A 26,640-nucleotide genomic window follows, 5' to 3' on the forward strand; every position below is an offset into this window, starting at 1 on the left:
ACTTCGATCCAGCAACTACGGCCCACTCTGGTCCGGAAAGGCTAGGAATTACCTTGTTTTTCTCAGGCCTTCGCGACCATGCGACCGCCTGCGTAGACGCCTGACACCAGGTCGCCCCCCAGCCAGTACGCCAGCTGCGCGGGCTGGCCGATGCACCAGCGCACGAAGTCCGCGCGCTGTCCGGCGACCAGACGTCCCCGATCCGACAGTCTCAATGCCTGCGCCGCGTGCACGGTCGCGCCACGCAACGCTTCCTCCGGCGTCAGGCGGAAGTGCGTGCAGGCCAGCGACATCGCCAGACGCAACGATTGCAGTGGCGACGTACCGGGATTGCAGTCGGTCGCCACCGCCATCGGTACCCCCTGCGCGCGGAACGCGTCGAGCGGCGGCAGCGTCGTCTCGCGCAGCACGTGGAAGGCACCCGGAAGCAGCACCGCGACGCTGCCCGCACGCTTCATCGCGGCCACGCCGGCGTCCGAGGTGTATTCGACATGATCGGCAGACAGCCCGTCGAAGCCGGCCACCAGCGCCGCACCGCCGCCATCGCTCAGCTGGTCCGCGTGCAGCTTCACCGGCAGCCTGAGCGAGCGAGCGGTCTCGAACACGCGCTGCGTCTGCGCGACGGTGAAACCGATGCGCTCGCAGAACGCATCCACCGCATCGACTAGTCCTTCCGCATGCAGGATCGGCAGCCATTCGCAGACGGCCGCGATGTAGTCGTCCGCACGCCCGGCATACTCCGGTGGCAATGCATGAGCGCCGAGGAAGGTCGTTCGCACGGTGATGCCGAGCAGATCCCCGATACGGCGCGCCACGCGCAACATCTTGCGCTCGTTCTCCAGGTCCAGCCCGTATCCCGATTTGATCTCCAGCGTGGTCACGCCGTCATCGCGCAGTGCGCGCGCACGCGGCAGCGATTGCGCGAGCAGGTCGTCCTCGCTGGCGGCGCGGGTGGCACGCACGGTCGACACGATGCCGCCCCCGGCGCGTGCGATCTCCTCGTAGCTCGCCCCCTGAAGGCGCTGCTCGAACTCGCCCGCACGGTCGCCGCCGAACACGACGTGCGTATGGCAGTCGATCAGGCCCGGCGTGATCCAGTCGCCCTGCGCGTCCACGACATCCTCGGCAAGATGCTCCGGCGATGCTGGCAGCAGATCCTGCGGACCGGCAAAGACCAGCGCGCCATCGCGCCAACCCAATGCGCCACCCTCGATCACGCCATATCCCGCGTCACCGGCCAGGGTGGCCAGGCGCGCGTTGACCAGCATGCCGTCCCAGCGCGGTTGCATCGGATCAGTCGCCATCGCCGCCTCCGCCGTCGCATCCGGCGGTGTCCGCGCCGCAACCGGAATGGCTGGCGCCGCCATGGACGCCGTGTACTCCATCTCCGTGATGCGATGGCGCCTGTTTTTTCCGCGCTCGCATGGCGGCGGCCACCACCGTCGATGAAACGGCGACGGCGAACAGCGACAGGCCGATCGCGATGGGGGGGTGAGCGACGCGTCCATGGAGGTGTCTTGGCGGTGGCGACGCGGTAGCCTAACGCACCCCTGTCGCCGGCCGTAAGCATCGCCATGTCGAATCCTGATTCCACCGCAGGCCTGGCCATCGCCACCGAAGGCGGATGGCGCGTGCCCGGCATCGCCAACCTGCATTCGCATGCCTTCCAGCGTGCCATGGCCGGGCTGGCGGAGCGGCAGACGCATCCGGAAGACAGCTTCTGGACCTGGCGCGAGATCATGTACCGCTTTGCCGCGCGGATGGATCCCGACAGTACGTACGCGGTGGCGACGCAGCTCTATGCGGAAATGCTGGAGGCCGGTTACACCACGGTCTGCGAATTCCACTACGTGCACCACCAGCCGGACGGCACCCCATACGCTGATCCGGCTGCGATGTCGAACGCGTTGGTCGCCGCGGCACGCGACACCGGCATCCGCATGACCTTGTTGCCGGTGCTGTACATGACGGGCGGCTTCGACGGGCGCGAACTCTCTGCGCGGCAGCGGCGCTTCGGCCATGGCGTGGATGGATTCCTGCGCCTGCTCGACGCGTTGCGGCCGCTGCAGGACGACCGGCTGCGCATCGGTTGCGCCTTCCATAGCCTCCGCGCCGTGCCGGAAGCCGCCATGCGACAGGTCTTGGCGGCACTGCCGGCCGATGCGCCCCTGCATGTCCATATCGCCGAACAGGTCGGCGAAGTGCAGGACTGTCTTGCGGTGCGCAATGCGCGTCCGGTCGAATGGTTGCTGCGCGGGTTTGCCGTCGACGCCCGCTGGACGCTGGTGCATGCCACCCACCTGACGGAAGAGGAAACGCGCGGCATCGCATCCAGTGGCGCGACCGTGGCGATCTGTCCGACGACCGAAGCCAATCTCGGCGATGGCCTGTTTCCGTTGCACGCCTATCTGCAGGCGGGCGGGCGTTGGGGCATCGGTTCGGATTCGCACGTCTCCGTATCGCCCGTCGAGGAACTGCGCTGGCTGGAGTACGGGCAGCGCCTGGTCACGCGCCATCGCAACATCGCGGTAACCGCGCATTCGCCCAGCGTTGGAGAAACCCTGCTGCGTGGCGTCCTGGACAGCGCGGGGAACGCCACCGGCTTCCGGCAAGCGTCGGGGGACGAGGTGCTGTTGGACGCGGACGCGCCGGCGCTGGCGGGCGCAACGACCGGAGACGTGGTGGATCGCTGGCTGTTCGCCGGCAACCGGCCGCTGGTGAAGCGGGTACGCGTAGCGGGGCGCGACGTCGTCAACGACGGGCGGCACCGGGACCATGAAAGCATCGCGCGCCGCTACGGCGAAACGCTCCGCCGGCTCCTGCGTGACTGAGGCCTGCGGATGATGTCGCCGCAGGGTGGATCATCCGCCGGATCGGGGGTTCCATCGCGGGCATGCCGTGCTCCATCCGATGCACGCATGGCCTGCGGCCCGGCGCGGCAGCATGGCCGGCATCCCCTCCGGAGCCTCGCCATGCCCTATGCGCACACCCTTGCCCTCACGCTGGCGATCGCCAGCGGTTCCGTCCATGCGACGAGCGATGCCGCACTCGCCGATACCGTCGGCCAGCGACTGCAAGGCGACCGTACGGGCGCCTGCATGGCCGTCGCCGTGATCCAGGGTGGCGACGTGGCCCGCACGTTCCAGTGCGCGGATGCGAAAGACGCCGCCCGCATCGACACCGATACGGCGTTCGAGATTGGTTCGGTCAGCAAGACCATGACAGCGGCGCTGCTGGCCGACCTGATCGGGCATGGCCAGGGTTCGCTCGACGATCCGTTGTCCGCGTGGTTGCCCGACGGCACGGTGCTGCCGACCTACGAGGGCCAGCCGATCCTGTTGCGCCATCTGGTGACCCACACTTCCGGCCTGCCGGCATTGCCGTCGCGCATGGCCGCACCGGACATGGCGGACCCGTACGCGAAGCTGGACGAGGCCGCGCTGCTTGCCTCGCTGAGCGACGCCACCCTGACCGCTGCACCGGGTACCACGTTCGAATACTCCAACTTCGCCTCGATGGTGCTGTCGTACGCCGTCGCGCGCCGCGCCGGCACGGACATGGAAACGCTGCTGAAGCAGCGCCTGTTCGCGCCGCTCGGCATGCGTCACGCGTACCTCGATGCCGCACCGTCGGGTGTGCGGGCCGCAGTCGGACACACGCCGAACACGCGGCCCACGTCCGCCTGGCATTTCCAGACCAATCTGGCGGGCGTGGGTGGCGTGCGTGCCACGCTGGACGACATGGTGCGCTACGTGGAGGGCCAACTCGGCACCGCGTCCACGTCCATCACGGCGGCGCTGGAACGCTCGCAGCAGAAAGTGTCGGACGCGCCGCCGATGGCGATGAACTGGATGCTGATGCCGGTCGGCGGACGTACCGTGCATGTGCATGAAGGCGGCACCGGCGGGTTCTCGTCGTTCGTGGCGTTCGATCGGGAGCGGCAGCGGGGCGTCGTGATCCTGTCGGACACGACCTGGAATTCGATCGGCGGCCTCGGCTCGCTGGGACTGCACCTGGTGGATCCCGGCCTTGCGCTCGGTGCCCCCCGCCATGAGGCGACGCCGGACGCCGCCCTGCTCGACGCGCTGGCCGGCGAGTACCAGTTGGTCGGCGGCATGAAGATGGTCCTGCATCGCCGTGGCGATGCGCTGGAGATCCAACCGGCCGGGCAGGGTGTGTATGCGATGGGCTACGACAGCGCCGGCGATTTCTATCCGCGCGACTTCGATGCCGTGCTGCGGCCGCAGCGTACGGCGGAAGGCCAGTCCTTCATCTGGATGCAGATGGGGGGCGCGTTGCCTGCCAGGCGCGTCGATGCGGCAACCGTCAGGCCCCTGCTGCATGTCGATGCCGCCGCGTTGCGCGACTACGAAGGCGAGTATCCGCTCGTGCCGGGCTTCGGCCTGAGCGTGAAGGCGCATGGCGAAGCGCTGACCATCCAGGGCACCGGCCAGCCGGCGCTCCCGGTGCAGGCGGTGGAGCGCGACGTGTTCGTGATGGATGCCGTGGGTGCGGAAATCCGGTTCGAGCGCGACGCCGGCGGCAAGGTCATCGCACTGACACTGAAGCAGGCGGGTCAGGCGCTGCGCGGCGAGAAGCAATGACCCGGCACGACGACTATTCGCTGCGCCAGACGCTGCCGTCCGACGTGCTGGTCGGCGGCGATGCGGTGTGGAGCCGCTACCGGCGGTACCCGGTGTTCGGCCTGCGCTGGTTGATGGGTCGCAGCCTGCTGTTCTGCGGCATCATCGCGGTGGTCGCCGCTTTCATCGGTGCTGGGACCGGCGTCGTGGTGCAGGATCTCGGGGTCGCACTGAAAGTGGCGGCCACCCAGTTCGTCGCGTTCAGCCTGATGGCGATGCTGGGACCGGCACTTGCCACGGCGGTGCGGCACCGCCACTGGCCCGTGGCTCGCGAACGCAAGGCGGTGGTGATCGCGGTACTGGCAGGCATGGTGCTGAGTTTCTTCATCGACCGGGTGGCATCCGCGTACATCCAGCAGTCGATGGCGCCTGGCCTGGCCGCGATCGGGCTGAAACCCACGATGCCGACGCCGGCACCGCTGGTGCAGGCGATCGGTCTGGCGCTCAACCTGGCCGGGCTGGTGGTGGTCTACGGCTTGTTCGGTGGCGGCCTGGCATTGCGTGCCTACTTCAGCGAGCGCCAGCGCTGGGATCTGCATCGGCATGCGCAGGCGCTGGGCGACCTCGAAAGCCGCGTGCACGAAGCCGACCTGCGGCTGGGCGTACTGCAGGCGCAGGTCGAACCGCACTTCCTGTTCAACACGCTCGCCTCCGTGCGTGCGCTCGTGCGCCAGGATCCACCGCAGGCCGAGGCCACGCTGGACGCACTGGTGGACTTCCTGCGCGCCACCATCCCCAAGTTGCGCGATGACCGCGGCCTGCACGCCACCCTCGGGCAGCAGCTCGACATCTGCACAAGCTACCTGGCGCTGATGCGCGTGCGCATGGGCGGACGGTTGACGTATGCGGTGCAGGCCGATGACGCACTGCGTCCGCTTCCGTTCCCACCCTCGTTGCTCATCACCCTCGTGGAGAACGCGATCAAGCACGGCATCGAGCCGCGTCCCGGCGCCGGTCACGTGGAGGTGATCGCCGCTCGTATCGACAACCACCTGAGTGTCCGCGTCGTTGACGATGGCGCCGGCCTGCAACCGGGCCTGAGCACGGGCATGGGACTGTCGAACGTCCGCGAACAACTCGCGGCGCGATACGGGAGGAAGGCGGCATTCTCGCTGGTGGCGGGGCCATCGGGCCGCGGCGTCTGTGCCGAGATCCAGCTGCCGGCAGGGTCGCCGGCATGAACCCGGTCACCGCGCTGATCGCCGAAGACGAGGCCCCGCTGCGGCGTGCGCTGCAGCAGCAGTTGCGCGCCGCATGGCCGGAGCTTGATGTCGTGGCGGTCTGCGAGGACGGCATCGCCGCACTCGAGGCCGTGGCGCAGCATCGGCCACAGGTCGCCTTTCTCGACATCCGCATGCCGGGTGTCAGCGGGCTCGACGTCGCACGGCAGGTGGTCGCATGCGGTGGCCTGGTCGTGTTCACCACCGCCTACGAGGACTACGCCATCCGCGCCTTCGAGGCTGGTGCCGCCGACTACCTGCTCAAGCCGGTGCAGGATGCGCGGCTGGCGCAGGCCGTTGCGCGTGTGCAGGCGCGGTTGGCGGATGCGCACGCGCCGGACCTGCGCACGCTGATCGACGACCTGGAAGCGCGCCTGCGTCCGCAGGGCGACCGTCTGATCCGCTGGATCACCGCGAGCGTCGGCGACAGCGTGCGCATGATCGCCATCGACGACGTGCTGTTCTTCCAGGCACAGGACAAGTACGTGCGCGTGGTCACGGCCGACGACGAAGCGATCATCCGCATGCCGCTGAAGGAACTGCTCGGCGGCCTGGACCCGGACGTGTTCTGGCAGGTCCACCGCGGCGTGCTGGTGCGCGTGCAGGCGATCGATCGTGTGCGCAAGGACGAACTCGGCCGCCACCAGCTCAGCGTGAAAGGCCGTCCCGACGTGCTGCCGGTCAGCGCTGCGTTCCAGCAGCGTTTCCGCGGCATGTAGCGGCGGTCAGCCGAACAGGTCGTCCGCCTTCGCCAGCGCGCCTTCGAGTTCCAGCAGGAACTGCTTGGTCGGCAACCCGCCGCCGAAACCGGTCAACGATCCGTCCGCGCCGATCACGCGATGGCAGGGCAGCACGATCGGCAGCGGATTGCGCCCGTTCGCGGCACCGACCGCACGCATCGCCGTGGGCTTGCCGACGCGCTGCGCGAGTTGTGCGTAGCTGATCGTTTCGCCGTAGCCGATCCCCGCCAGCGTCATCCACACCGTGCGCTGGAATTCGGTGCCGCGCGGTGCCAGCGGAAGATCGAACGCATGGCGCTGCGCCGCGAAATATTCATCCAGCTGCCGTGCCGCGAGATCGATCAGCGCATGGTCGCCTTCCTCCCAACCCTCGCGATCCGCGGGATGGCGGTTGCGCGGGAACTCGATCGCATGCAGTCCCGCATCGGTCGCGGCGACCGTGAGCGTGCCGACGGGGCTGTCGAGGTGGCGGAAGAGGATCATGGTCGGGAAAGCTCGATGTAGGAGCGACGTAAGTCGCGACCGCATGAAGGAAACATCATTGTCGATGGAAGTATCCCGGTCGCGACTTACGTCGCTCCTACAACAGCCGGGGATTTGCTCGGCGCCATGCTGCCCTTCCACACATGGATCACCGCATACGCGCGCCATGGCCGCCACGCTTCCGCACGTGCGGTGAGCGCTTTCGCTGTCATGCGCACGCCATCCGTCGGCACGGCCTTCTGCAAGACCAGGTCGTCGGCAGGGAATGCATCCGGGTGGCCGAGCGCGCGCAGCGCCATGTAGTGCGCCGTCCACGGGCCGATGCCGGGCAGTGCGATCCAGCGCGCCGCGAAATCCTCCAGCGTCCGTTCCGGATTGAAGTCCACGCGCCCGTCCAGCAGGGCGCGCGACAGGCCGCGGATGGTGTCCGCGCGTGCGCGGGTCAGGCCGATCTCGGTGAGCGCCGCGTCGGCCAGCGCATCGGGCGTGGGGAACAGATGCGTCAATCCCGCGAACGGTGTCGTCAGCGGCGTGCCGTGCCGTTGCGCGAGGCGCGCCGTCAACGTCCGTGCCGCGGCCACGCTGACCTGCTGGCCGATCACCGCGCGCGCGGCGATCTCGAAACCGTCCCATCCGCTTGGCAGCCGCAGGCCGGGCCGTTGCCGCAGCAGCGGGCGCAGCCGCGCATCGTGGCCCAGCGCCTGCGCGATGGCCTGCGGATCGGCGTCCACATCGAACATGCGGCGCAGCTTCTGCACGATGCCCAGCAACTGCGCCGGCGCCGCGCCATGCAGTTCCAGCTTGAGCGCGTGCGCATCGGCGCCCTCCCATGCGCTGACGCGCAGCCAGCCGGGCGCATCGGCAGCGCCGATCACGCGCAGGTAGCTGCGTTCGTCGACCACTTCCACGCCGGGCAATGCGCGCCCGCGCAGGAAGTCCAGCATGGCGGTGAAGTCGTATGGCGGGCGGTAACCCAGCCGCAGCGTCATCACGTCGTGCGTCGCCGGCATGTCGCGCTTGCGCAGGTCGCGCGGCGCCATGCGGTACTCCTCGCGGAACGCCGTGTTGAAGCGGGTCAGGCTGCCGAAGCCGGCCGCCAGCGCCACCTGCGTGATCGGCAACATGGTCTCGGTCAGCAACTGCTTGGCGAACAGCAGCCGGCGCGTGCCATGCACTTCGTTCGGCGTGGCACCCAGCCGTTCGCTGAAAAGGCGGCGCAACTGCCGTTCGCCCAGGCCCATCTTCGCCGCCAGGTCCGCGAGCGACGTGTCGACCAGCACGCCCTGGTCGATCATCTTCAGCGCACGCGCGACGACATCGTCGCCGCGTCGCCAGGTGCCATCGCCTGGTGCGAGTTCCGGCCGGCAGCGCAGGCATGGCCGGAAGCCGGCCGCCTCCGCCGCGGCGGCATGGCGGTAGTAAACGATGTTGGACGGCTTCGGCGCAGGCGCCGGGCAGACCGGCCGGCAGTAGATCCGCGTGCTGGTGACGGCCGTGAAGAACAGGCCATCGAAGCGCGCGTCGCGGCTCAGCCGTGCCTGTTCGCAGACGCGCGGATCGGGCAGGGCGGTGGCATCGGTGACCATGCGCGCAGGCTAGCACCGCCTCCGCATATGGACTCACCGTTTCCGGACATCAATGGGCGGAGCCTGCCCGCGGCGTCAGCGCCGGTGCGAATGTGTCCAGCGTGCCGTCGTTCGGCGCGGGAGCGATGCGCAGCAGATGGGCCAGCAAGGGATAGACGTCGACGTTGTCGAAGGCCGGCAGCTGCACGCCGGGAACGAAATCAGGCCCCGACGCCACGAAGAACGCGCGCATCTGCGGATCCTCCGGCACGAAGCCGTGCTCGCCTTTCACGGCCCGCGCGGGCAATGGATGACGGTGCAGCTGCAGGCGCCAGCCGGTGTCGGACTGGCAGACGAAGGGGGCGATGCGCGGATTGCGCCCGTAGTGCCACGCGGCGGGCAACGCTTCCTTGTTCCAGCAGGTGTAGTGGTCGTGGCGACCGATCAGCCTGCGTGTGACCTCCGCCTCATGCCCGGGGCGCGGCGTGATGTGGGCGACCGGGCCCAGCGACGACCACGAGAACAGCGATTCCGGCAGCACGTCGTCGAGATACGCGGTATCGCCGGTGCGAACATCCGCCATGCCATGGTCGGACAGCACGATCAGATTGGTGGTGCTGCGCAGCCCGCGCGCGTCCAGTCCGCGCACCAGCGTCGCCAGTGCGGCATCGACGTCGGCCATGGCATCGAGCGCCTGCGGCGAGAACGTGCCGGCAGCATGCGCGGCCACGTCGTACTGCTCCAGGTAGAGCGTGATGAAACGGGGTCGCTCGGCCGGCGGCAGGTCCAGCCAGCCCAGCACTTCCGCGACCCGTGCATCGGCGGTCATCGTGCCGTCGAACGGGCGCCAATGGTCGGGACGGCCGCCGGCGATCTCCGCTTCGGAGCCGGGCCAGAACATCGTCGCCGTTTTCAGGCCGGCGCGCCGCGCCGCGATCCAGATCGGCTCGCCGCCCCAGAAGCGGCCGTCGCGGCCGGAGGCTTTCTTCGATGCGAACCTGCCGAGCACGGGATCTTCCAGGTCGTTGTGGACGATGCCGTGGCGATCCGGGCGCAGGCCCGTCACCAGGGTGTAGTGGTTCGGGAAGGTGAGGGTGGGATACGAGGGGTTGACCCACGCGGCGCGCGCGCCCTGCGCGAACAGCGCATCCAGCGTGGGCATGCGGCCACTGCCGGGAATGTCGGCGCGCAGGCCGTCGATGGAGACCAGCACGACGCCGTGAGGTTCAAGAGGGGGCGGGGCGGAGGCGGGGGTGGTGGCGCAACCGGCGACCCAGAGCAGGGCGGCCAGCAGCGTCACCCTGACCAATGGCAGGCGCATGCGGTACGGACAGAAGCTGAAATCGCACACAGCTTGGCAGACTCCCGGGCAATCCGCATGACACCGACCATTCGACGTTCGTCTCTACTGCTCCTTGTCGCGTGGGCCGGGCACCTGCACGCGGCGCCGATCGATGCGGCGGATTCGGCGGAATGCGCCGTATGGCAGCGCGAACTGAGTTTCGCCCGCGCCGTGGCCGACCACGACGCGACAGCCTTCGCCGCGCACCTGCACCCGGATGCCGCGTTCGGCGTCAGCGGCACCCCCACCCGCGGCCGCGACGCGATCACCCGCGAGTGGGCCGGCCTGATCGAAGGCACGGCCCTGGTCCTGCGCTGGTATCCCGCCGTGGTGACCCTCGGCGGCGACGGCCGCACCGCATACTCCAGCGGCCCGGCGCTGTACGAAGACCCCAGCACCGGAGTCACCAGGCTGGGCCGGTTCGGATCGGTCTGGCAGCGCGGCGATGATGGCGTCTGGCGCGTGCTGTTCGACGACGGCATTCCGCCGCAACCGGCCGACGCCGCCGCCGCGCAGCGTTTCCGGGACGGTCGCGACCCGCCGTGTCCCGGCGCCTGAGGCTGGCCTAAACTGCGGACCCCGGACTTGCGCCATGTACGCCGGAGCGGCGTATCGTGATTTCACATTCCGCCGTGGGAGCCGCCCATGAAACGCATTCCCTTGTTCATGATCCTTGCCGCCGGCCTGGTGGCCGCCAGCGCGCACGCGCAGACGCCGGCGGAACCGGTGCCCGCCACGCCGCCGACCACCGCGCAAGCTCCCGCCGGTATGACTGCCGAAATGCCGTCGCCCGCCGCCCTCGGGGACGACAAGCGGCTGTCCGACATCAATTGCCTGCGCGAGACCGGCAGCCGTATCACCAAACGCGATGGCAAGCCGCGTTGCACCGGCCAGCCCGGTCGTTCGTACACCAAGGATGACCTCGACCGCACCGGCCACACCAACCTGGGCGACGCGCTGCGGGCACTGGATCCGGCGGTCCGCTGACGGGGCGGCTGCGGCGCGCTGCGTCCTGCCGTGCGGGCAGGGAGCAGCGAGCGTCAGCAGTCCCCGCTTCGCCCTGCTGCGTAGCGCAATCCGCGCATGAGCTGCGCGATGACGTGGGCGTCTTCGTACACCTTCGCATCGTGGCCCAGCCCGGTGTACCAGCTGCGGCCGCCGTCGAAGGCATGGCACCACGCGATCGGGTGGTCATCGCCCATCAGGCCGCCCTCATATTCGCGCTCGTCCACCGTGGCGATGACACGCACCTTCGCGCGCGGATTGTCGCGGTAGTTGTACAACTCGTCGGTGACCGGCCAGCGTTCGCCCACCGGCTTCCCATCGCGTTCCAGCTGCACGTGCGTGGATTGCAGTCCCGGTGGATGGCTGTGGAAGTACGCGCCGACCAGTCGTCCGTACCAGGGCCAGTCGTATTCGGTATCCGCTGCCGCATGCACACCGACGAACCCGCCACCGCCGCGCACGAAACCTTCCATCGCCGCCTGCTGGGCCTCATCCAGCACGTCGCCGGTGGTGCTGGCGAACACCACCACGCGGTAGCGCGCCAGGTTGTCGGCGGTGAAGGCCTGTGCATCCTCGGTGTGGTCGGCCGCCATGCCTGCGTCGGTCGCCAGCGTCTTCAATGTCGCCACGGCCGTGGGAATGGCGTCGTGACGGAAGCCGGCGGTCTTGGTGAAGATCAAGACCCGGTCCGGCGAGGCGGCGGGCGCCGGCGACGACAGCGTCAGGCTGGTCAGGACCAGGGCAGCAACGGCGGCGCGGAAGGCATTCATGGCCGGATTCTGCCACGCAGCCCATCACGCACTGCAGCATGGCGATGGCTCGCGCCGGGCCACGCCTCCCGCCGATAATGCGGCATCCCTGTATCCGGAATACGCGCATGTCCGATCCCCGCCACGACCCCTCCCGTGTCATCCGAGCCCCGCGTGGCGCCACGCTCGCCTGCAAGTCGTGGCTCAGCGAAGCGCCGTACCGGATGCTGCAGAACAACCTGGACGCGGAGGTCGCGGAGGATCCCACCTCGCTGGTCGTCTATGGCGGCATCGGCCGCGCCGCGCGCGACTGGGCCTGCTACGACGCCATCCTGAAGTCCCTGCGCGAACTCGGCGACAACGAGACACTGCTGGTGCAGTCGGGCAAGCCGGTCGGCATCTTTCCCACGCATCCCGACGCGCCGCGCGTGCTGATCGCCAACTCCAACCTGGTGCCGCACTGGGCCACGTGGGAACACTTCAACGAACTCGATAAAAAGGGTCTGGCGATGTACGGCCAGATGACGGCCGGGTCGTGGATCTACATCGGCAGCCAGGGCATCGTGCAGGGCACGTACGAGACCTTCGTCGAAATGGGCCGCCAGCACTACGGCGGCGACCTGACCGGCAAGTGGATCCTCACCGCCGGCCTGGGCGGCATGGGCGGCGCGCAGCCGCTGGCGGCGGCGCTGGCCGGCGCCAGTTCGCTCAACATCGAATGCCGCCAGTCCAGCATCGACATGCGCCTGCGCACGCGTTACGTGGACGAACAGGCCACCGACCTCGACGACGCACTCGCGCGCATCGCGAAGTACACCGCAGCCGGCGAAGCGAAATCCATCGCGCTGCTCGGCAATGCGGCGGAGATCCTGCCGGAACTGGTGAAGCGCGGCGTGCGCCCGGATGCCGTCACCGACCAGACCAGTGCGCACGATCCGGTGCACGGCTACCTGCCGATCGGCTGGACCGTCGAGCAGTGGCTGGCCGCGCAGAAGTCCGAACCCGAGCGCGTGCGCGATGCCGCCAAGCAGGCGATGCGCGTGCATGTCGAGGCGATGCTTGCCTTTCAGAAGATGGGCGTGCCGACGTTCGACTACGGCAACAACATCCGCCAGATGGCGTTCGACGAAGGCCTCCAGAATGCGTTCGACTTCCCCGGTTTCGTGCCGGCCTACGTGCGGCCGCTGTTCTGCCGTGGCGTGGGTCCGTTCCGCTGGGTCGCCCTGAGCGGCGATCCGGAAGACATCTACAAGACCGATGCGAAGGTGAAGGAGCTGATCCCCGATGATGCGCACCTGCACCGCTGGCTGGACATGGCGCGCGAGCGCATCAGTTTCCAGGGCCTGCCGGCGCGCATCTGCTGGGTCGGCCTGGGCCTGCGCCACAAGCTCGGCCTGGCGTTCAACGAAATGGTGCGCAACGGCGAGCTGAAGGCACCGGTGGTGATCGGCCGCGACCATCTGGACAGCGGCAGCGTGGCCTCGCCGAACCGCGAGACCGAAGCGATGAAGGATGGCAGCGATGCGGTGTCCGACTGGCCGCTGCTCAACGCGATGCTGAATGTCGCCGGTGGCGCCACCTGGGTGTCGCTGCACCACGGCGGTGGCGTGGGCATGGGCTACTCGCAGCACTCCGGCGTGGTCATCGTCTGCGATGGCAGCGAAGCCGCCGGCCAGCGCATCGCCCGCGTGCTGTGGAACGACCCAGGCACCGGCGTGATGCGCCATGCCGATGCCGGCTACGACATCGCCGTGCAGTGCGCGAAGGAGCAGGGGCTGAAGCTGCCGATGGTGTGAGCACCCGGCCGCGGTTCCACCCTGGAAAGGCACGCAACCGCGGGCCTTTCTTTTGCCCGAACCCGTACATCGTGCGGGGCCTGGGGGATGGCGCGGGCCGGCCTGAACCCGTCGGGTCCGTGGCGCGCTCCGATTGCGGTACGCTCCGCGCAACCCCGGAGAACCCATGCGTACACCGCCGCCCGCCACGATGCCGTCACTGCGCCGCTGGTCGGCGCCGCGCGTGGCGGCGTATCTGGTGCTGGCGGCCGTCACGGTCTGGGGTGTGGATTTCCTCCTCGACGTGATCGGCAAGTACCGGCACGTGGACGCGACGACCTACGCGATGTTCTGGGACCGGCGCGCATGGCTGTGGACACATCTCGCGGGCGGTGCGTTGACGGTGGTCCTCGGCCCGGTGCAGTTCCTGACCCAGCGTTGGCGCCGTGCCGGTCGCGTGCATCGCTGGACGGGCCGCGTCTACCTAACGGGCATGCTGGTCGCCAGTACCGGTGCGGTTGGACTGATCGCGACCTCGCCGGCGCCGTTCGGCATCCGCCTGGCGTTCGCCGCGACTGCGCTGGCATGGCTGTCGACGGCGCTCGTCGCCCTCGTGCTGATCCGGCGCGGGCAGGTACAGCGACACGGTGCGTGGATGACCCGCAACTACCTCGTCACGCTGGCGCCGATCACCTTCCGCCTGTTCCTCCACTTGCCCGCCGTGTTCACTGTCCTGCCGCCTCCACCGGACGGCATTGCCTGGCTGCTCTGGCTGTCGTGGCTGGTGCCGCTGGCGGTGCATGAGGCAGGCCGGCGCATCTGGCGGGCGACCTTGGGAACGTCGCGCGCGCTCACGGGGTCCACCTCGCCGCACCGGGCGTGACGGATGCGGACCGGCGTCACCCGGTGCCGATTCGCGGCGTGGTCTTGGTCCGCCGGACGCATGGCGCTCCGACCCCGCATGGATGTGTCATGCTCCCGCCGGTCGCAACGAGCATGGGAGTGCAGGTGATGGCGAAGGGTCTGGACAAGAAGAAAGAGCAGAAGAAAAAACCGGCGAAGACGTTGAAGGAAAAACGCTCGGACAAGAACGAGAAGAAGGCCACGCGTGGGTTCTCGCCGGTCTGATCCTGCCGTTGGCGGGTGGCATCGCGCAGGCGCGGATGCCACCCCGCCGCAGAAGCCGGGCGCAGCAGAAAACGGCTCGACGCCGACAACGCCGGCCTCGTACAGCAGCACCTCAACCTCTCCAGTCCCGGCATCGACGCGCGCGCGTTGATCGCCGTCGTGGCGTTGGCCATGTTCTAGGCGGGAATGCCGGAGACCACCGCACACGCCGTGTGGCAAGACGGGAAGTACAACGCCGGCAGGCAAATCGCACCATCGAACGGACGGGACGGACGACACCTTCCGTATAAGCGATGGCATCGTGATCGTGGAAGGTAGCGCGGCGGCTCCACGCTTTGGCGATGCGCCATGCCGGCGCGATGTCGCGTGCCGTGCCGTGCAGCCGCGTCCTCGCGCAGGTATCTTGCATCCAGCCCGCCCGTCGCCCGCCAAGGATCCGCCATGACGTACCGCCGCATTGCCTGGACCGCCATCGTGTTGCTGGCCGGAGGACTCGCGGGCGCGAGCGTTGCGCAGGCACCGGCACCGAAGCCGGCTGCGCCGGAGCTGACCGAGGCTGCCGCGGCGCAGGCCTCCAGCAATTACCAGCGCTATTGCGCGCTCTGCCATGGCCGGGACCGCGAGGGGCATGTCAACGACCATGCACCGTCGCTGCGTTCGAAGTCGCTGCTGGAATCCGACTTCCCTGTGCTCGGCGAAGCGATCGGCTACGGACGGCAGGGCACGCCGATGGGCGGCTACCTCGATGAGGTCGGTGGTCCGATGACGCGGCAGGACATCATCGACATGCTGCGCTGGCTGCGGAAAACGGCGGCCGTGGAACCCATCGACACCGGCAGGCAGCGCTTCGACCGGACCGTTGGCGACGCGAAGCGCGGCGAAGCCGTGTACGGCCAGCATTGCGCGACCTGCCATGGGGCGAAGGGCGAGGGCGGCACCGGTACGGCGCTCGGCAATGCCGCGATGCTGGCGCTCACGCCGGACACCTTTCTGCGCCATGCCATCGTCCATGGCCGGCAGGGCACGCCGATGCCGGCCTTCGGCGGCATCCTCAGCGACACGCAGATCGACGACGTCACCGCCTTCCTGCGCAGCCGCAGTACCGGCTGGACCGCAGGCAAGCGGCCGTTGCGTACGCCGCCCGCGCTGGGCGAGTACGTGATCAACGCCGCCGGCAGCGCGCCGGCGTTCGGTGAACTGAAGGATGGGCGTTACGTCAGCGCGGCCGCGCTCGACCGCGAATTGAAGGCCGGGCGGCGCATGGTGCTGCTCGACACGCGCGTGACCTCGATGTGGCAGATGGCGCACATCGAAGGCGCGGTGCCGGTGCCGTACTACAGCCGCGAAACGGCCCTCGGGGCATTGCCGCGCGACGGCACGTGGATCGTCGCCTACTGCGAATGTCCGCGGGCTGCGGCGGATTCGGTGGTGAAGCGGCTGCGCGAGGATGGCGGCTTCAAGAACACGGCCGTGCTCTACGAAGGCATCCAAGGGTGGGTCAGCCTCGGTTATCCCGTGGTCGCCGGTGATGCGTCGGAGGCGACGGCGCCCGCGAAGCCCTGACGTCCGCGAACCGCCGGGGCCTGCGCGCCGTCAATGCGGTACGCGGCGGAGCTTCGAGACGTCGTAGCCCATCGCCCTGATCTGCTCGACGCGCGCCGCGTATTCGGTTTCGGGGATCTGCGGCGTGCGCGCCATCAGCCACACGTAGTCGCGCTTGCTGCGCCCGACGATCGTCTGCCCGTAGTCGGCATCGACCCAGGCGATGACGTACTCCGCCTGGATCGGCCAGACAAACTGCATGCCCCACACGGCGCCGCCGCCGTCCGGGCGTACGGTGCCGACGGGGTGCATCGTCTTCTCGGGACCGTCCAGCGCACCCTTGCGGAAGCGGAACGTGGTCTGGATGCGGCCGTCGGGCAGTTTCGCGTAGGACTCCACCGCCGCATACGCCTCGCGCTCCGGAAACGACGGGATATGGGCGATGACGTACCAGTCGCCCATGAAGCGGTCGACGTCCACCGGCGCGGCGGTGGGGATGGTCGGTTTGACGTTGGTTGAACGGCAGGCGGTGGTCGCCATCACCGCGGCGAGCAGCAGCACGATCGGCAGCGGGCGCATGTCAGGCCTCCGAAGGACGCTGGAAACGGTAGTGCGCGACCAGCCACTCCTGGCCGTCGCGATAGTCGAACAGTTCGGCGCAGGCCATCCAGAACATGCGCCAGCGCTGGTGCCACAGCGCGGCGGCGTCGCCGTAGGCGGTACGCAGCACGGCCATCACGGCATCGCGGTTCGCATCGTGGTTCGCGAGCCAGTGGTTGGCGGTGCGCTGGTAGTGCGTGCCGTCGAGCAGCCAGCGCTCCTGCAGCTGCAGGTGCTCCTGGAAGAACAGAAGCCAGTCGGCCGATGGCATCATGCCACCGGTGAAGAAGTGCCGGCCCATCCAGTTGTCCTCGCCCTGCGTCTCGAACGGGTACATCAGGTGGCGGTGGACGAAGATGTGCACGAACAGCGCGCCGCCGGGGCGCAGCGCGTCGTGGATGCGTTGCATCAGCGCGGCATGGTTGCTGACATGCTCGAACATCTCCACCGACACGCAGCGGTCGAAGGCCTGCGCGTCCAGTTGCAGCTGGTTGACGTCGCAGGTGATGACGCGGACGTTGCGCAGGCCGCGTTCGACGCAGCGCGCTTCGATGAAGTCGCGCTGCGAGTGCGAGTTGGACACTGCGGTGATGCGGGCATTCGGATAGCGCTCCGCCATCCACAGGGTCAGGGAACCCCAGCCGCAGCCGAGTTCCAGGATGTCCTGCCCGTCGGCCAGTGCCGCGCGTTCACCGTACAGGGCCAGCATCGCGTCCTCCGCCTGGTCCAACGTCTCGTTGCCGGTGGCGTAGAAGCAACTGCTGTACTTCAGCCGATGGCCCAGGCAGTGGCGGAAGAACGGCGCGGGCAGTTCGTAGTGCTGGCGGTTGGCGGCGTCCGTATGCCGCGCGACCACGCCGCGGCGCAGCTCATGCAGACGTTTGGCAAGACGCGCGGACTGTCCCGCCTGGCCGCCGTCGCTCTCCTCGCGCAGGCGTTGCGCGCATAACCGGCGGATACCGGCGCGGATCGCGGCATCCGGCAGCACGCCGCGCTCGGCCAGACCCAACAGGCCGGTCGCGGGTCGATCGAGCGGCAACTCGCCGGCCATCGTGTTCATCGTGTCGTCTCCTTGCCTGCGGGTTTCGGGAACCAGGGGAACAGCATCGGCGTGCGGCGCTGGTAGTCGCGGTAGTCGTCGCCGCGCGTGCGCAGCGCCTGCGCCTCGGTGAAGGGAATGCCGCTGATCCAGCGCAGGAACACGAACATCACCAGCGGGCCGCTGAAGGACAGCCAGTACCATGGCGAACCGACCGCCAGCGCGACGTAGGCGAACCAGTGCAGCCATTCGAAGAAGTAGTTCGGATGGCGCGAGTAGCGCCACAGTCCCTCGCGGCAGGTGCGGCCACGATTCGCCGGATCGGCGCGGAAGCGGGCGAGCTGGCGGTCGGCGACGGTTTCGCCCGCCACGCTGACGGCGCCGATGAGTGCGGCCAGCGCGATCCACGGCCAGAGCGCGGCGACCGGACTGCGCGCCACGGCGGCGAACGGCAGCGCGAACAGCAGCACCAGCAGCGACTGCCCGGCGAAGAACAGGTAGAACTTGCCCTGGTGGCCCTGCCAGTGTGCGCGCAGGTACCGGTAGCGGCCGTCTTCGGGTTCGTGGGTGACACGCTGCCACAGGTGCAGGGCCAGCCGCAGGCCCCAGCCGCCACCCAGCACGGCGAGGGCGGCACGCGCCTGCCAGGTGCCATCGCCGCACGCGGCCAGGAAGATCGCGGCGAATCCCACGCACGCGGTCCACACCACATCCACCATGCCGGCATTGGTATGGCGGCGCTGCCACCACCAGCCGACGGTCATCGCCAGCAGGGACACGCCCCAGACGATCGCAAGTGCCGGCAGCAGGTTCATGGCGCCTCCGTGCTGCCATGCAGCGGGCGCTGCATCAGCAGGTGCGACACGCCGATGGAGCGCTCCAGGAAACCGCCTTCGCAATAGGCCAGGTAGAACTCCCACAGGCGGATGAAGCGCTCGTCGAAGCCCTGCGCGCGCACGTCCTGCAGACGCAGCATGAAGCGCCGTCGCCAGGCGCGCAGCGTGTACGCGTACGACAGGCCGAAATCCTGCTGGTGCACCACCTGCAGGTCGCTGGCCCGCGTCTTGGCGGCATACATCGCGTTGAGCGAGGGAATGAAACTGCCGGGAAAGACGAAGCGCTTGATGTAGTCCACCGAATCGCGCGCCTGCACGTAGCGGTGGTCCTCGATGGTGATGGCCTGCAGCAGCGCCTGGCCGCCCGGCCGCAGCAGCGCACCCAGCGTGCCGAAGAAGGTGTCGAGATACGGCGCGCCGATCGCTTCGATCATCTCGATGGACACCAGCTTGTCGTACTCGCCCTGCAGGTCGCGGTAGTCCTGCAGCAGCAGCGTCACGCGGTCCTGCAGCCCGGCCTCGGCCACGCGCTGGCTGGCCAGAGCGTGCTGCTCGCGCGAGATCGTGGTGGTGGTGACGTGGCAGCCGTGATGGCGCGCGGCATGCAGGGCGAAACCGCCCCAGCCGGTGCCGATTTCGACGACACGGTCGCCCGGCGACAGTGCCAGCGTGCGGCACACCGTTTCGAGCTTGCGGAACGAAGCGGTGTCGAGGTCGTCGTCCGCCGAGGCGAACATCGCCGAGGAATACATCAGGTCCGGCGAGAGGAACAGCGCGAAGAAATCGTTGCCCAGGTCGTAGTGCGCCGCGATGTTGCGCCGGCTGCCTTCGCGCGTATTGCGGCGCAGCGCGTGCCAGCGCCGCAGCGCCCAGCCGCCGAGGCGGGCGATGCCGGTTTCCATGCCGTCGAGCAGCACGCGGTTGCGCACCAGCAGGCGCACCAGCATGACCAGATCGTCGCAACGCCAGTGTCCGGCGATGTACGCCTCGCCCGCGCCGACGCTGCCATGCGCGGCGACCGCACGGTAGAACGCGGGATCGTCCACCCACACGTGGACGGTGGGAAGCGCGTCGCCGCTGGCGCGACCGACACGGTGCTCGCCCAGTGCGTCGCGGATCACCAGTGTGCCGTGGTCGAGCGCATCGAAGCGGGCGAGCAGCCGGGTGCGCAGCCAGCGGTCCATCGCGCCGAAGGCAGGGGGAGTGGAAACGTCGGCGATCTCGTTCATGGGGCGTCGCGGGAGAGGGAAGGGTGGTCGTGGACCGGCGTGCGCTTCAGCCACAGGCGCAGGGCCTGCCAGTGGATGCCGGCGACCACTTGCGCGGTCATCAGTGGATAGCGCCACAGCACGCGCGCCAGCGATGTGCCGTCCAACGGTCGTCTCGACAGCGTCAGCGTGGCGTCGAAGGCGCGCCGGCCCTCGCGATCCACCTGCATGTGTATGCGCAGGGCGTCGTCGGGCGTGCCGAAGCGCCAGCGGTAGGCGCAGTCCATCGGCAGGAATGGCGAGACATGGAAGGCCTTGTCGAAGCCCCACTCCCAGCCATCTCCCTGCGGCGCGCCATCGCGCACCGGCAGCACGTAGCTGTGCCGCTCGCGCCAGGGCGTGTTGGTGATCTCGGCCACGATGGCATCCAGCGTGACGCCGTCCGGCTGGAAGCAGTAGTAGAAGCTCACCGGATTGAACACGAGGCCGCCATAGCGCAGGTGCGTGAGCAGGCGGATGGGGCCGTCGGGGCGCCGGCCCAGCTGCCGCGCGACGCGGTCGCGCACGGCATCGCCCAGCGGTTGGTCGTGCGGCGCCAGGTAATCGCTGCGACGGAACTCGGCCAGGTTGCGGCGATCGACCGACCATAGCCAGCGCCGGTCGAACACGCGGTCCAGCTCGTCCAGGTCCAGATACAGTTGCGCCATGCGATAGCGGAACGCGTGCGGTCGCGGCGTGTGCCGCCGATGGCGCACCCAGCCCTCGTACACGGCGCTGGCGATCGTCGCGCTCATGCCGTCGCTGGCTCGCGCTCATGGACCGCGTCCGCGCGCAGGAGCATCGCATCGAACGCCGCCACCAGGTCGTGCGCGCTGCGGATGCCGTCCTCGTGGAAGCCCCAGCCCCAGTACGCACCGGCGAACCACGTGCGCCGGCGGCCCTGGATCTCGTCGCGGCGCTGCTGCGCGGCCACCATCGCATGGTCGTACACCGGATGCCGGTACTGCATGCGGCGCAGGACGCGGGCGGGATCGATGTCGTCGCTGCGGTTCAGCGTGACGATGAACGGCTCGGGCGATTCGATGCCCTGCAGCAGGTTCATGCAGTAGCTGACGGTACACGGCGCGTCGGGCTCGCGCGGTACGTGCGCGTTCCATGCCGCCCACGCCTTGCGACGGCGGGGCAGCAGGCGCGTGTCGGTGTGCAGCACGGTGTCGTTGGTCTGGTAGCGGATCGCGCCGAGGATGCTGCGTTCGTGTTCATCCGCGTCGTGCAGCAGCCGCAGCGCATCGTCGCTGTGGCAGGCCATCACCACGTGGTCGAACCGCTCGCTGCCGCGATGCGAATGCAGTACCACGCCATCCGCATCGCGCTGGACCGCCAGCACGGGGGTGGCCATGCGCTCCCGCACGTGCCAGCGTGCGCGCAGCGCCTGCACGTAGGTCGCCGATCCGCCCGTCACCACGCGCCACGGCGACCGCGCGCCCAGCGTCAGCATCCGGTGGTGGGCCATGAACTGCACCAGGTAGCGTGCAGGGAACGCCAGGATGCCCTGCGGGGGCGACGACCACAGCGCCGATGCCATCGGCACCAGGTGTTCGTCGCGGAACATCGCGCCGTAGCCGCCGGCGTGCAGGTAGTCGCCGAGCGTGGGACCGGCATCGTCGCCGGCCAGCAGCGCGGGCGCTTCCCGGTAGAAGCGGGCCAGGTCTTTCAGCATGCCGAGGAAGCGCGGCGACAGCAGGTTGCGGCGCTGGCAGAACAGGCCGTCCAGGCTGGTGGCGTTGTATTCGACGCCCGTGCGCTCGCTGTGCACCGAGAAGCTCATGGTGGTGGCCTGGGATGCCACGCCGAGTTCGTCGAACAGGCCGCACAGCAGCGGATAGTGGTCCCGGTTGAAGACGATGAAGCCGCTGTCGACGGCGTAGCGCTGGCCGGCCTGTTCCACCGCATGCGTATGCGTGTGGCCGCCCAGGTAGTCGGCGGCCTCGTACAGCACCACCTCATGGCGTTTCGACAGCCACCAGGCGGACGCCAGTCCGGCGATGCCGGATCCGATCACGGCGATGCGCATGCTCAGTGCCTCGCCTTCGACAGTACCCATGCGGGGACCGGCTTGAGGTCGCGCACCAGTCCCAGCATCGCCAGCAGGCGCAGGCCGTACCAGGTCAGGTCCACCTCCCACCAGCGGAAGCCCTGGCGTGCCGTACCGGGAAAGAAGTGATGGTTGTTGTGCCAGCCCTCGCCGAACGTCAGCAGCGCCAGCCACAGGTTGTTGCGGCTGTCGTCGCGCGTGTCGAAGCGGCGCTTGCCGAAGCGGTGCGCCAGCGAGTTGATGGTGACCGTGGCATGGAACAGCACCACCGTGGACACGAAGAAACCCCACACCAGCAACTGCGGACCGCTGGTGCCGAGAGACGGCGCGACGCGTTCCAGCATCGCGCCGAGGCCATACAGACCGGCGGCGAGCAGCACCGGCACGACGGTGTCGTAGCGGTCCAGCCAGCGCAGTTCGGGATAGCGCGCCAGGTCGGGAATGCGCGACCAGTCGGTGCGGAAGCCCTCGCGCGTGAGGAACCAGCCCGCATGGCTCCACCAGAAGCCGCGCACGGACGGCGAGTGCGGGTCGGCCACGGTATCGGCATGCCGGTGGTGGTTGCGATGGTGGGCCGCCCACCACAGCGGCCCGCGCTGCACGCTGGAGGCACCGATCAGCGCGAACACGAACTGCAGCACGCGCGAGGTGCGGAACGTGCGGTGCGAGAAATAGCGATGGTAGAAGCCGGTGATGGCGAACATGCGCACGGCGTAGAGGGCCACCGCGACGATCACGGCCGTCGGCGATACGCCGACCCACAGCACCGCGGCGCAGGCGAGATGCAGGCCGATGAAAGGGGCGGCACGCAGCCAGTCGATGCGCCGGTCGGCGCGCATGCCGTCTTCGTCGTCCGCCTGCGTATCGAACCACCGGCGCAACGTGGCCAGGCCACGCGTCATGATCGAAGGGGAAGGTGAAGCGCTGGCCGGCATTGCACGTGTCTCCACTGCGTTGATGAGACATACGTGCCTGCGGCCGGATCGGATGCAGGCATGCGGTTCATCCTGCGCACGTCGAGACCAGCGGCGTCGCGAGCGCGGTCTGCAACCCGCGCGCATCGGCCGTCGCGGCCGCTTCGGGAAAGACGATGCGCACATCCTGGTGCTTGCCGGCGCTGTCGCGGATGGTCGCGATGCCGGCGAACTCCAGCAGCCGCTGATCGGCGCTGGCATAGGTCAACTGCATCGTCGGCGCGACGAATCCGTACCAGCGGTCCAGCCGCATCGTCATGCGTTGCGCGGGAATGCCCTCCCAGCGCACGGCCGCGCCCGGTGTCAGGCGCACCGGCATGAACGCCATGCGGCTGGGCAGCAGGAACGGTTGCGTCACGTCGCGGCCCGCCTGCAGCGCCGTCCAGTGCAGGCGCACGCTGGCATCGAAGCCCGCGTCGATCACGCCGTCGGCGGGGACGGCCAGCGCACGTTCCTTCTGCGCAGCGCCGGCAACGTCGCGGACGTACACGATGCGGCCCTGCGGCCCGCTGCGCACGCCTTCGCGATAGCCGTCGCGGGCATCCTCGAAATCGAAATCCGGCGCCTGTGCCCGTTGCCGCTCGATCACCGTCTTGCGCGCGAACGCACGGCCGTCGGGGCAGCGGTACAGCACCAGCCGGCGTGCGCCGCCGTCCTGGCGGTAACGCCAGTGCGATTCGCGATAGAGCAGCGTGGCGCCGCCGCGGGCGTAGGCCCGGGCTTCCTGGTGCTGGATGTCGGCGGTCGCCGCGTCCCGGCTGCCGGCGGCGGCGAGCAACGGAGCGGCGGCGAGCAGGAGCAGGCAGTGGCGTGCAGGCATGCGGGGCGCCTTGTGCGGGGGACCAGGTCCATACGGCGTGGCGACGATGCCGGATGCACCACGTCGCATTCGGCATGCCGCATCCAAACCCCGGACTTGCCCGTAAAGGCCGCCATCACGAACCGCAACGGGAACTGGCATTACCATGCCGTCCGACTTCACAAGGAAACCGTCGTCCTTCGGGACGGCCCGGCCGGTGTCCACGCCCACGCCCTCCCCACGGGATGCCCATGACTGGACCGGCGACATGATCGCCGTCGCACGCTTGCGCGACCGTGCCAGTTTCATGCGCCTCTACGATCACTTCATGCCGCGCCTGTGCCTGTACCTGCGCGGGCTGGGAAGCCCCGAACCGGTGGCCGAGGAGCTGGCGCAGGAATCCCTGTTGCGCCTGTGGCAGCGCGCCGCGATGTACGACCCGCAGCAGGGCGCGGTGTCGACGTGGCTGTTCCGCATCGGCCGCAACCTGCACATCGACCGGGTGCGCCGCGAACCGGGCTGGGTGCAGATCCTGGAGGACGCCGGTCCGGCGACCGACGATGAGCTGGCGCGCCCGTTCACCTCGGCCGAGGACCATGCCGAACACGCGCACCTGCAGCGCCGCATCGAGGACCTGCCGGCCGTGCAGGCACGGCTGATGCGCATGTCGTACTTCGAGGCCAAGAGCCACCAGGAAATCGCCGACGAGCTGCACATGCCACTGGGTACCGTGAAGTCGCACCTGCGCCGCGCGTTCCTGCGCCTGCAGGGTCTCGTACGAGGTCAGCCGTGAATCCGCACCATCATCTCGATCCGTCCACCATGGTCAGCTACGCCGCCGGCGCTCTCGCCGTCGAGGTCGCGATCGTCGCCGCCACGCACCTGGAGACCTGCGCGCATTGCCGCGCGCGGTTGCAGGAAGCAGAGCGCATCGGCGGACAGCTGATCGAACACCAGCAGCCCGCATCCGCCGTGATGGCCGAGGGCCAACGGGCCGCCCTGCGCGATGCGATGCTGCGCCATCTCGATGACGTGCCACCGGCGACCCCATCGCCACCGGTGCGCGTGGCGCCTTACGAAGCCGACGATCGCCTGCCGGCGCCGCTGCATCCGTACTTCGGCACCTCCTACCGCGCGCTCAAGTGGCGCTGGATGGCGCCGGGCGTGCATTGCATCCGCGCGCCCGGCACCGGGACCGGCACCCTGCTGATGCTGAAGATCGGTCCCGGCCGCAGCATGCCGGTACACAGCCATGGCGGCACCGAACTGACCCAGATCCTGCGCGGTGCGTACCACGACGCCCTGGGCCACTTCGCCCCCGGCGACGTCGCCGACCTCGACAGCGAGGTCGAACACCAGCCGGTCACCGTGCCTGGTACCGCCTGCATCTGCGTGTCCGCGCTCGATGCCCCGTTGCGGTTCCCCGGCTGGCTCGCACGGCGGCTGCAGCCGTTGTTCAAGCTGTAGCGCGACGTTGCCGTCGGCCGGGTCGGCACGCATGGCATGCGTCCAGAAGGCTCCCTTCTTCCGAGGACAGTCATTGCGCTCTGTTGTCCTGGATCGCGTTCTCCTGGAGCACAGGAGCGAGGGAAGCGATGCAGTCGTCTCATACCCTGCACCAGGCACTGGCTAGACTGACCCCATGCAACTGAAAGACAAGCTGGCGATCCTGGCCGATGCGGCGAAATACGATGCGTCGTGCGCGTCCAGCGGTGCGGGCAAGCGGCATTCGCTGGGCAAGGGCGGGATCGGCAGCACCGAGGGCATGGGCATCTGCCATTCGTACACGCCGGACGGGCGCTGCGTGTCGCTGCTGAAGATCCTGCTGACCAACTTCTGCATCTACGACTGCGCTTACTGCATCAACCGCGCCAGCAGCAACGTGCCGCGGGCGCGGTTCACGCCGGACGAAGTGGTGCGGCTGACGCTCGATTTCTACAAGCGCAACTACATCGAGGGGCTGTTCCTGTCCAGCGGCATCATCCGCAACGGCGACTACACGATGGAGCAACTGGTCGAGGTCGCGCGCAGCCTGCGCGAGGACCATCGCTTCGCCGGCTACATCCACCTGAAGACGATCCCGGAAGCCTCGCCGGAACTGCTCGCCGCCGCCGGTCGCTACGCCGACCGCCTGAGCATCAATGTGGAACTGCCGACCGAGGCGGGACTGAAGCAGCTGGCGCCGCAGAAGGAAGCGCAAGGCATCCGCGACGCGATGGGCGAACTGCACTGGCGCATCCAGGCGGCGAAACCCAGCAGGCAGGAAGCGCAGCAACCCAAGCGCAAGCGCCCGCCGAAGTTCGCGCCGGCCGGGCAGAGCACGCAGATGATCGTCGGCGCAGACGCCGCCGACGACCGCGCCATCCTGCAGACCAGCGATGCGCTGTACGGCCAGTTCCGCATGCGCCGCGTCTACTACTCCGCCTTCAGCCCGATTCCCGACGCGTCCACGCAGCTGCCGCTGCGCGCGCCGCCGCTGCTGCGCGAACACCGCCTGTACCAGGCCGACTGGCTGTTGCGCTTCTACGGCTTCGACGTAAAGGAGATCGTCGACGACATCGGTGCGCAGGGCGGCATGCTGGACCTGGACGTGGACCCGAAGCTGGCATGGGCGCTGCGGCATGCCGACCGGTTTCCGGTCGACCTGAACACCGCACCGCGCGAAACCCTGCTGCGCGTACCGGGACTCGGCGCGCGCAACGTGCAGCGCATCATCGATTCGCGGCGGCAGGGCAGGCTGCGCGTGGCCGACCTGGCGCGGCTGCGGGCGCCGTTGCAGAAAGTCCTGCCGTTCGTGGTGCTGCTCGACCATCACCCGCGCCAGCGCCTGGACGATCCGGTGCGACTGCGGCAGGAACTGGCGCCGGCCCCGCGCCAGGCCGACCTGTTCGGCTGAG

26 protein-coding genes are annotated in these 26,640 nt (G+C 68.9%); 13 read left to right on the forward strand and 13 right to left on the reverse strand.

Features of this window, described 5'->3' with window-relative positions:
- Positions 1–62: 62 nt before the first annotated feature.
- The gene (gene hutI, locus V7060_RS02375; protein ID WP_334177668.1) at positions 63–1,304 is read right to left on the reverse strand and encodes an imidazolonepropionase; all 1,242 of its coding nucleotides are present in this window, start codon (positions 1,302–1,304) and stop codon (positions 63–65) included.
- A 270-nt stretch (positions 1,305–1,574) separates the two neighbouring features.
- Between hutI and V7060_RS02380 the strand changes: the two genes are divergently transcribed.
- The 4 genes from V7060_RS02380 to V7060_RS02395 all read left to right on the forward strand — a co-directional run bounded on the left by V7060_RS02380 (position 1,575) and on the right by V7060_RS02395 (position 6,582).
- Positions 1,575–2,831 (forward strand): formimidoylglutamate deiminase, encoded by a 1,257-nt coding sequence (locus V7060_RS02380; RefSeq protein WP_334177669.1) that lies wholly within the window; start codon positions 1,575–1,577, stop codon positions 2,829–2,831.
- 141 nt (positions 2,832–2,972) lie between these two features.
- Positions 2,973–4,604, forward strand: coding sequence for a serine hydrolase (locus tag V7060_RS02385; protein ID WP_334177670.1), 1,632 nt, complete (start codon positions 2,973–2,975; stop codon positions 4,602–4,604).
- Positions 4,601–5,824: a histidine kinase gene (locus V7060_RS02390; RefSeq protein WP_334177671.1), complete on the forward strand. Its 1,224-nt coding sequence runs from the start codon at positions 4,601–4,603 to the stop codon at positions 5,822–5,824. The genes V7060_RS02385 and V7060_RS02390 overlap by 4 nt, the downstream gene beginning before the upstream one ends.
- Entirely contained in the window at positions 5,821–6,582 is a 762-nt protein-coding gene (locus V7060_RS02395; protein ID WP_334177672.1) for a LytTR family DNA-binding domain-containing protein, read from the forward strand. The genes V7060_RS02390 and V7060_RS02395 overlap by 4 nt, the downstream gene beginning before the upstream one ends.
- Positions 6,583–6,588: 6 nt before the next feature.
- Here V7060_RS02395 and V7060_RS02400 read toward each other — a convergent pair whose 3' ends face one another.
- The 3 genes from V7060_RS02400 to V7060_RS02410 form a co-directional block, all read right to left on the reverse strand.
- Positions 6,589–7,086, reverse strand: a complete 498-nt coding sequence (locus tag V7060_RS02400) for a methylated-DNA--[protein]-cysteine S-methyltransferase (protein ID WP_334177673.1) — start codon at positions 7,084–7,086, stop codon at positions 6,589–6,591.
- A gap of 86 nt (positions 7,087–7,172) precedes the next feature.
- Positions 7,173–8,672 carry an AlkA N-terminal domain-containing protein gene (locus V7060_RS02405; protein ID WP_334177674.1) on the reverse strand — a complete coding sequence of 500 codons (1,500 nt, stop codon included), beginning with the start codon at positions 8,670–8,672 and terminating at the stop codon, positions 7,173–7,175.
- A 49-nt stretch (positions 8,673–8,721) separates the two neighbouring features.
- The gene (locus V7060_RS02410) at positions 8,722–9,972 is read right to left on the reverse strand and encodes an ectonucleotide pyrophosphatase/phosphodiesterase (RefSeq protein ID WP_334177675.1); all 1,251 of its coding nucleotides are present in this window, start codon (positions 9,970–9,972) and stop codon (positions 8,722–8,724) included.
- Between the two features lie 57 nt (positions 9,973–10,029).
- On the opposite strand from V7060_RS02410, the gene V7060_RS02415 reads away from it, so the two are divergent.
- Together V7060_RS02415 and V7060_RS02420 are read left to right on the forward strand one after the other, a co-directional pair.
- Entirely contained in the window at positions 10,030–10,551 is a 522-nt protein-coding gene (locus V7060_RS02415; protein WP_334177676.1) for a nuclear transport factor 2 family protein, read from the forward strand.
- Positions 10,552–10,638: 87 nt separating this feature from the next.
- On the forward strand, positions 10,639–10,980 hold the full coding sequence (locus tag V7060_RS02420) for a hypothetical protein (RefSeq protein WP_334177677.1): 342 nt from the start codon (positions 10,639–10,641) through the stop codon (positions 10,978–10,980).
- Between the two features lie 53 nt (positions 10,981–11,033).
- Here V7060_RS02420 and V7060_RS02425 read toward each other — a convergent pair whose 3' ends face one another.
- Entirely contained in the window at positions 11,034–11,768 is a 735-nt protein-coding gene (locus tag V7060_RS02425; RefSeq protein WP_334177678.1) for a ThuA domain-containing protein, read from the reverse strand.
- 107 nt (positions 11,769–11,875) lie between these two features.
- On the opposite strand from V7060_RS02425, the gene hutU reads away from it, so the two are divergent.
- The 4 genes from hutU to V7060_RS02445 all read left to right on the forward strand — a co-directional run bounded on the left by hutU (position 11,876) and on the right by V7060_RS02445 (position 16,213).
- On the forward strand, positions 11,876–13,543 hold the full coding sequence (gene hutU, locus V7060_RS02430; RefSeq protein WP_334177679.1) for a urocanate hydratase: 1,668 nt from the start codon (positions 11,876–11,878) through the stop codon (positions 13,541–13,543).
- Positions 13,544–13,709: 166 nt separating this feature from the next.
- On the forward strand, positions 13,710–14,405 hold the full coding sequence (locus V7060_RS02435; RefSeq protein ID WP_334177680.1) for a DUF2306 domain-containing protein: 696 nt from the start codon (positions 13,710–13,712) through the stop codon (positions 14,403–14,405).
- An 89-nt stretch (positions 14,406–14,494) separates the two neighbouring features.
- The gene (locus tag V7060_RS02440) at positions 14,495–14,650 is read left to right on the forward strand and encodes a hypothetical protein (protein ID WP_334177681.1); all 156 of its coding nucleotides are present in this window, start codon (positions 14,495–14,497) and stop codon (positions 14,648–14,650) included.
- Between the two features lie 441 nt (positions 14,651–15,091).
- Positions 15,092–16,213: a c-type cytochrome gene (locus tag V7060_RS02445; RefSeq protein ID WP_334177682.1), complete on the forward strand. Its 1,122-nt coding sequence runs from the start codon at positions 15,092–15,094 to the stop codon at positions 16,211–16,213.
- A 30-nt stretch (positions 16,214–16,243) separates the two neighbouring features.
- Here the strand turns inward: V7060_RS02445 and V7060_RS02450 are convergent, their stop codons facing one another.
- The 8 genes from V7060_RS02450 to V7060_RS02485 form a co-directional block, all read right to left on the reverse strand.
- Positions 16,244–16,771, reverse strand: coding sequence for a lipocalin family protein (locus tag V7060_RS02450; protein WP_334177683.1), 528 nt, complete (start codon positions 16,769–16,771; stop codon positions 16,244–16,246).
- 1 nt (position 16,772) lies between these two features.
- Entirely contained in the window at positions 16,773–17,852 is a 1,080-nt protein-coding gene (locus tag V7060_RS02455; RefSeq protein WP_334177684.1) for a cyclopropane-fatty-acyl-phospholipid synthase family protein, read from the reverse strand.
- Complete coding sequence (locus V7060_RS02460; protein ID WP_334177685.1) at positions 17,849–18,646, reverse strand: DUF1295 domain-containing protein; 798 nt, start codon at positions 18,644–18,646, stop codon at positions 17,849–17,851. The genes V7060_RS02455 and V7060_RS02460 overlap by 4 nt, the downstream gene beginning before the upstream one ends.
- Complete coding sequence (locus V7060_RS02465) at positions 18,643–19,896, reverse strand: cyclopropane-fatty-acyl-phospholipid synthase family protein (protein ID WP_334177686.1); 1,254 nt, start codon at positions 19,894–19,896, stop codon at positions 18,643–18,645. The genes V7060_RS02460 and V7060_RS02465 overlap by 4 nt, the downstream gene beginning before the upstream one ends.
- Positions 19,893–20,669, reverse strand: coding sequence for a DUF1365 domain-containing protein (locus tag V7060_RS02470; protein ID WP_334177687.1), 777 nt, complete (start codon positions 20,667–20,669; stop codon positions 19,893–19,895). Before V7060_RS02470 ends, V7060_RS02465 begins: the two co-directional genes overlap by 4 nt.
- Positions 20,666–21,949, reverse strand: a complete 1,284-nt coding sequence (locus tag V7060_RS02475) for an FAD-dependent oxidoreductase (RefSeq protein WP_334178075.1) — start codon at positions 21,947–21,949, stop codon at positions 20,666–20,668. Before V7060_RS02475 ends, V7060_RS02470 begins: the two co-directional genes overlap by 4 nt.
- Positions 21,950–21,951: 2 nt before the next feature.
- The gene (locus V7060_RS02480; protein ID WP_334177688.1) at positions 21,952–22,905 is read right to left on the reverse strand and encodes a fatty acid desaturase; all 954 of its coding nucleotides are present in this window, start codon (positions 22,903–22,905) and stop codon (positions 21,952–21,954) included.
- Positions 22,906–22,972: 67 nt separating this feature from the next.
- The gene (locus V7060_RS02485) at positions 22,973–23,764 is read right to left on the reverse strand and encodes a hypothetical protein (protein ID WP_334177689.1); all 792 of its coding nucleotides are present in this window, start codon (positions 23,762–23,764) and stop codon (positions 22,973–22,975) included.
- Between the two features lie 247 nt (positions 23,765–24,011).
- On the opposite strand from V7060_RS02485, the gene V7060_RS02490 reads away from it, so the two are divergent.
- The 3 genes from V7060_RS02490 (at position 24,012) to V7060_RS02500 (ending at position 26,639) form a co-directional block, all read left to right on the forward strand.
- On the forward strand, positions 24,012–24,536 hold the full coding sequence (locus V7060_RS02490; RefSeq protein WP_334177690.1) for a sigma-70 family RNA polymerase sigma factor: 525 nt from the start codon (positions 24,012–24,014) through the stop codon (positions 24,534–24,536).
- Positions 24,533–25,210: a ChrR family anti-sigma-E factor gene (locus V7060_RS02495; RefSeq protein ID WP_334177691.1), complete on the forward strand. Its 678-nt coding sequence runs from the start codon at positions 24,533–24,535 to the stop codon at positions 25,208–25,210. Before V7060_RS02490 ends, V7060_RS02495 begins: the two co-directional genes overlap by 4 nt.
- Positions 25,211–25,385: 175 nt before the next feature.
- The gene (locus V7060_RS02500) at positions 25,386–26,639 is read left to right on the forward strand and encodes a putative DNA modification/repair radical SAM protein (protein ID WP_334177692.1); all 1,254 of its coding nucleotides are present in this window, start codon (positions 25,386–25,388) and stop codon (positions 26,637–26,639) included.
- The last annotated feature ends 1 nt before the right edge of the window (position 26,640 follow it).

The sequence above is a fragment of the Pseudoxanthomonas sp. genome (assembly GCF_036845285.1).
Classification (GTDB): Bacteria; Pseudomonadota; Gammaproteobacteria; order Xanthomonadales; family Xanthomonadaceae; genus Pseudoxanthomonas_A.